General features: G+C 65.0%; 4 protein-coding genes and 1 tRNA gene. 4 read left to right on the top strand and 1 reads right to left on the bottom strand.

Annotated elements, in window-relative coordinates; translation table 11 throughout:
• Positions 1–651 (top strand): 5'-3' exonuclease H3TH domain-containing protein (locus VFS34_12185; protein ID HET9795209.1); only part of this gene is annotated, 651 nt, incomplete at its 5' end.
• A 24-nt stretch (positions 652–675) separates the two neighbouring features.
• Here VFS34_12185 and VFS34_12180 read toward each other — a convergent pair.
• Positions 676–2,529 (bottom strand): DUF885 domain-containing protein, encoded by a 1,854-nt coding sequence (locus VFS34_12180; protein HET9795208.1) that lies wholly within the window; start codon positions 2,527–2,529, stop codon positions 676–678.
• Between the two features lie 157 nt (positions 2,530–2,686).
• On the opposite strand from VFS34_12180, the gene VFS34_12175 reads away from it, so the two are divergent.
• The 3 genes from VFS34_12175 to VFS34_12165 form a co-directional block, all read left to right on the top strand.
• Positions 2,687–2,762 (top strand) — tRNA-Ala (locus tag VFS34_12175).
• A 162-nt stretch (positions 2,763–2,924) separates the two neighbouring features.
• Positions 2,925–4,742, top strand: a complete 1,818-nt coding sequence (locus VFS34_12170) for a sialidase family protein (GenBank protein ID HET9795207.1) — start codon at positions 2,925–2,927, stop codon at positions 4,740–4,742.
• Between the two features lie 398 nt (positions 4,743–5,140).
• The coding region (locus tag VFS34_12165; GenBank protein HET9795206.1) for a hypothetical protein at positions 5,141–5,504 on the top strand (364 nt) is incomplete at its 3' end.

Here is a 5,504-nt window from a genome sequence, read left to right as displayed (position 1 = left end):
CGCAACACGCTCTGGGCGGGTTACAAGACCGGCGACGGCCTGGATCCGGCGCTCGCCGCGCAGTTCCAGCCCCTGGAGGATGCGCTGCAGGCCCTGGGCGTTGCCGTGTGGCCGATGGTCGAGCTCGAGGCCGACGACGCGCTGGCGTCCGCGGCGCGTCTCGCCTCGGAAGATCCGCGAGTCGAGAAAATCTGCATCTGGACTCCCGACAAGGACCTCGCTCAGTGCGTCCGGGGCGAGCGCGTCGTCCAGATGGACCGGCGGGCGAAGAAGATTCGCGACGAGGAAGGTGTCCGGGAAAAATTCGGCGTCGATCCGGAGCGCATTCCGGACTTTCTCGCGCTCGTCGGCGACGCCGCCGACGGCTATCCGGGGATCGGCGGAATCGGGGCCGTCGGCGCGGCCAGACTCATCCGCCGCTACGGTCCGATCGAGGATTTCCCGGCGGAGGTCCTCGGCGCGAAGCGGGCGACAGCGCTCCTCTTCAAGAATCTCGCGACGCTGCGAACCGACGCGCCCCTCTTTTCGGACGTGGACGAGCTGCGCTGGCGCGGGCCGAAAAGGGACTTCGCGCTCTGGACGTCGAAAATCGGAGATCGTCGCCTGAGGGAGCGGTGCGAGAAGGCTGCCGCGCGGAGTCGCTCGACCTGAACGGGCCCGCCTCTCGCTCCGGACCTATCGGCTCGCGGCGGATCCTTTCGCCGCGGCAACCCACGCCTGGATCCTCTTCTGCAGGAGATCCATCGGCAGCTGCCCGGTTCCGAGGATCTCGTCGTGGAAATCGCGGACGTCGAAAGCCGGCCCGAGCTCTCTCTCGGCGAATCCCCGCAGCTCCCGGATCTTGAGCTCGCCGATCTTGTACGCGGGCGCCGAGCCGGGCTGGCTGATGTAGCGGTCGACTTCCTGCTCGATGTCGTGCTCGCTCCGGGCGGAATTCTCCCGGCAGTAGTCGATCGACTGCTGCCGCGTCCAACCCATGGTCTGAAGGCCCGTGTCGACGACCAGCCGGATCGCCCGCCAGATCTCGAGGTTCAGGCGTCCGAACCGGGAATACGGCTCCCGATAGATCCCGATCTCCTCGCCGAGCCCCTCGGCGTACAGCGCCCAGCCCTCCGAGAACGCGGGATACACCTCCCACTTCCGCCACTCGGGAAGATCGCCGATCTCCTCGGCAAGGGAGTACGCGAGATGGTGTCCGGGGACCGCCTCATGGAGCGTCAGCGCTTCCATTTCCCATTTCGGGCGCGAGGAGAGGGACGTCGTGTTGACGAGGAGCCATCCCGGCTTGCCCGCGGCGAGCGACCCGTTCTCGTAGTAGGCGCTGGGCGCGGTCTTCCCTTCCGCCTCGTCCATCGGCCGCACTCCATAGGGAAGCCGCGGAAGTCGCCGGAAGAGCCGGATGAGCTCTGGGTCGACGCGCTTGGCGATGTCGCGATAGCCGGAGACCAGGTCCTCGGGCTTGTCGAAGAAGAATCGCGGGTCGGTTCGGAGGAACGCGGAAAACTCGCGAAACCCTCCCCGGAACCCGGTCTGGACGATCACGGCGTCCATTTCCTTCCGGATCCTCGCGACTTCGGAAAGACCGAGGCGATGAATCTCCGCGGGAGCGAGATCGGTCGTCGTGTAGTACCGGAGCAGCCATTCGTACCACGCCTTTCCGTCGGGCATGGCGCTCATCGGGAGCGTCTCGCGGGCGCCCGGCACGTAGGTGCGGTCGAGGTAATCGCGATACCGGCGGAGCGCCGGAACGATCTCCCCGGCGAGGATTTCTCCGGCCTCCTTCACCAGCCGCCCGCGTTCGCCGGGGGGAATCGCGTCGGGCATCCGTCGAAACGGTTCGAGGATCGGGCTCTTCGCGGGATCTCCGGGGATCGCCCCGAGCGCCCGTTCCGCGACGCGACCGAGCGTGACGCGGGGCGGCGTGATCCCGAGCTTCAGACCCGCCGCCAGGCGCGCGATTCCCTGATCGACCATGCGCGGAAATTCCCGCATCCGCGCGACGATGCGATCGTAATCGGCCACCGTGCGCGGCGGCCCCGGGGCGAGGAGGCCGAGCCCCCCGAGAATCCGGTCGTTCATTCCGTCGACGAGCAAGTCGTCGTTGTGCCAGGGATCGAGGCTCCCGAACCTCTCCCCTTCGATCTCGAGCTCGAGATGCCGACGCGCGAGGTCGGCGCTGAGCCGCTCGGCCGGAGTCAGGCGGGAGCGGTCGACCGACTCGAGGGCCGAGAGCTCCAGATGCGAGAGATGGTGGCCGAACGCCAGCGCCTCCGGAGAGAAATCCGGCAGTTCGTCGACGCCGGGGTATCCGATCGCCGCCGCGACCTCGGGAAATTCCCGCATGCGCGCCGACCAGAACAGATCGAAGAGTTCCTTCAATCGAACGCTCTCGGAGGCGTTCCCGCGAGCCGACGGAAATCGCTCGATCTTCGTCGCGATCTCCCCGAGATCGGGAGCGATCGCGAGCGCGCGCGCCGCGAGAAGAACGGACGCGAGAAGGGCGAAGAGAACGAGGCGAAGTCGAATCATTTTCCCTCTGGGCTCGGCCAACACCATTCAGGACAGTCTAATCGGGCGAGAATCTCGCGGATCGAAGGCAACCGGGAAAGAGCAGGGGGCGCGGCGGCCCCGATCGTGGCCGATTGACGGGCCTCCCTCGGTCGACTAGGATTTCCCTTCTCTTCGTGGGGCTGTAGCTCAGTTGGGAGAGCGCCTGAATGGCATTCAGGAGGTCGACGGTTCGATCCCGTTCAGCTCCACCAGCATTCTGAAAGACTTGGCTTGCTCGCAGGCCGCGTCGGCTTGCGAATTCGAGAATGGCCGGGAAATCCGTTTTCGGCACGTGGCGTATGCTCTGGAACGACGAAGATGAGTGATCGCGGTACGGCGCCGACCGGAGGCTGACCACGCGACTCCCCCTTCGATTGATTTTCGTCATTCCGCTGATCCTGTCGTTCGGCGCGTTCGCCAGTTCGGGCACGCTCGAGGACCGGCTGATCGTCGGATGTGAAGGCCCGGCGAGCCGCGACGGACGGTATTTCCACTCCGAAATTTCGGCGGACGGTTCGCGGGATTCTTCCGCTCTGCTGGCGGCCGCGATCACCGGCAGCCGCTGGAACGTCGGCTCGGTGTGCAAGGTGTATTCCTCGGCGGATGGGGGGGCCACGTGGACCGACACCGAGACCCTCGAGCAGCGGGAATTCGGTGGCGCGGATCCCCAGGTCGCGTTCGGGCCCGATCACTGGGCGTATTTTTCGGTTCTTTCGAGCGGGCCGCGGGACGCCAGCACTCTCGACGTCTATCGGTCCCGCGACGGGGGCGAGACCTGGGCGGGGCCCTCGCATGTCGGAGAGGCCTCGGTTGATTATGACCACGACAAGATCGCCGTGGACTGGTCCTCGCCGCGGTTCGCGGGAAGGATCTATGTCGCGGCACTCTACTCAATTCCCTACCGCATTGGCCTCTTCACCTCCGACGATGAAGGGCTGACTTTCGCGGGTCCCGTCGATGCCGCCGTCGGGCCGGACACGATGGGAATCAACGTCTCTCGCCCGGTAATCCTTTCCGATGGCACCCTGTTCGTTCCGTTCTTCGATTTTCCGCTCAACGCGCCGACAACCGGAGCCATTACCTCGACGATTCGTTTCACCGTCTCGACCGACGGGGGCTGCGTCTACAGCGCCCCGCGGGAGATCGGAGAACGTCGTGTGGATCCCGGCAGTCCGCACTCGGGGGAGATGGACACCGATCCGGTTTTCGCGGTCGATCGTGAATCGTCGGAATTCGCCGATCGGCTCTACGCCGTCTGGACGGATTCTCTTCCGGGCGGGTCGCGAATCGTCCTGACGTTCTCCTCCGACCGGGGAGCCCACTGGTCGGCTCCCCTGACCGTCGATGACGGCGGTCCGCCCGGCTCCCGGCAGTTCCAGCCCGCGCTTGCCGTCAACGCGGACGGGGTCGTTGCGGTGTCGTGGCTGGACACACGAAACACCTCCGATGGCTCCGGCTACGACGCCTACATCACCGCCTCGAAGGACGGCGGCCGGTCCTTTCTTCCCTCACGAAGGCTCTCGTCGGAATCTTCCTTCCCCGAAAGGAGCACGCTGGACATCCTGCCGACATCCTGGCGCAGCCGTCTCGACGGACGCCGCGTCACTCTCTTCGCGCCCGCCGGACGTTTCGAGGCGGGCGGGGATTATTGCGAGATGGCGGTGGAAAAGAGCGGCGACTTTCATCCGTTCTGGCCGGACCACCGCAATGGGTTTTCTCAGATCTGGACCTGTCCCGTCCGATTGGGGGCACGTCCCGTTCCTCCGCCGGGCGGTCTGACGGAGGTGACTCTCGACAACGAATTGGTTCTCGACTTCGATACTCCGTCCTACGAGGCGTCGAAGATGGAGCTCCGCCTTCCCGTGCATCTCCGGAATATCTCCTCTCGCCCCGTCTGGGGGCCCCTCCGCGTGACCATCCGAGCTTTCGGAAGCGGGACGGGCGCTCACTACCTGGAAAACACGCCGGAAGTGCTGAACTCCGACAACGGCAGCAGGGGAGCGGGCGCCGCATTCGACTTTTCCCGCGCTCTCGGGGACGAATCTCGTCTGAATCCCGGAGCGCGGACTGCCCAAGTCACCTGGATCTTCCGCCTGAAGAATCCCTTGAGAACGCCCGATCTCCACATTTCCGTGACCGGTCGGGTGCTGCGGAATTCTCCGCCGAGCGCCGCCGAACGCCCGCCGAACTGAACCGAAGGATCGGGGAGGGGGCTGCTGCGATGTTGCTACGACCACTACGCCCGGAGAATCCGTCGAAAGAGCTCTCTTGATCGAGGATACAAAAGAGAAGTCGTTACTGCCGGGCGCCCGGAAAGTACCTTGACCCGACCCATGCCGGAATCATCGCTTCGAGTTCCCTTGTCGAAAAGGAGTCGCCCCGGCCTGGGCACACTCTACGAGGGCGCGTAAATCTTCGAGCTAGGGAGCCTCCTAAAGCACTCCTAAAACCTCCTGCCAACGAACAGCAGAATCGTGCGGAAACAGCAACATCATTGTGAGAATAATGAACTTGTGGAATTGTCGGCTCTCCGTTACAACCGGTGAGGAGAGGGCGCGGAGGTAGCTTGAATCGATCAGCGTGCAGAGTAATGGTGGCCGTCGCCGGCATGGCGGTGCTCGGGATGACCGCAACGCCGGCCGGCGCACAAACCCATCCAGCGACTTACACGCTCGACGATGTGATGCAGGCGCCGTTTGCGTCGGACATGCTGGCCGCGCCCACGGGCGCAGCCGTGGCGTGGGTATTCAACGCGAAGGGCTGCAGTAACATCTGGGTAGCAGACCCAGCCCATGGCGGGAAGGCGCGCCAGATCACGCTGTACACAGAGGACGACGGTTTCGATATCGGCGAACTCGCCTGGTCGCCAGATGCGAAGTCGATCGCCTTCACGCGGGGCCAGAGTCTTGAGGACAAGACTCCCTCCAACGTTAATACCTCCCCGGAAGGCGCAA

This window comes from Thermoanaerobaculia bacterium, from assembly GCA_035717485.1.
GTDB lineage: Bacteria > Acidobacteriota > Thermoanaerobaculia > UBA5066 > DATFVB01 > DATFVB01.
This window is presented reverse-complemented; position numbering and strand designations above follow the sequence as displayed.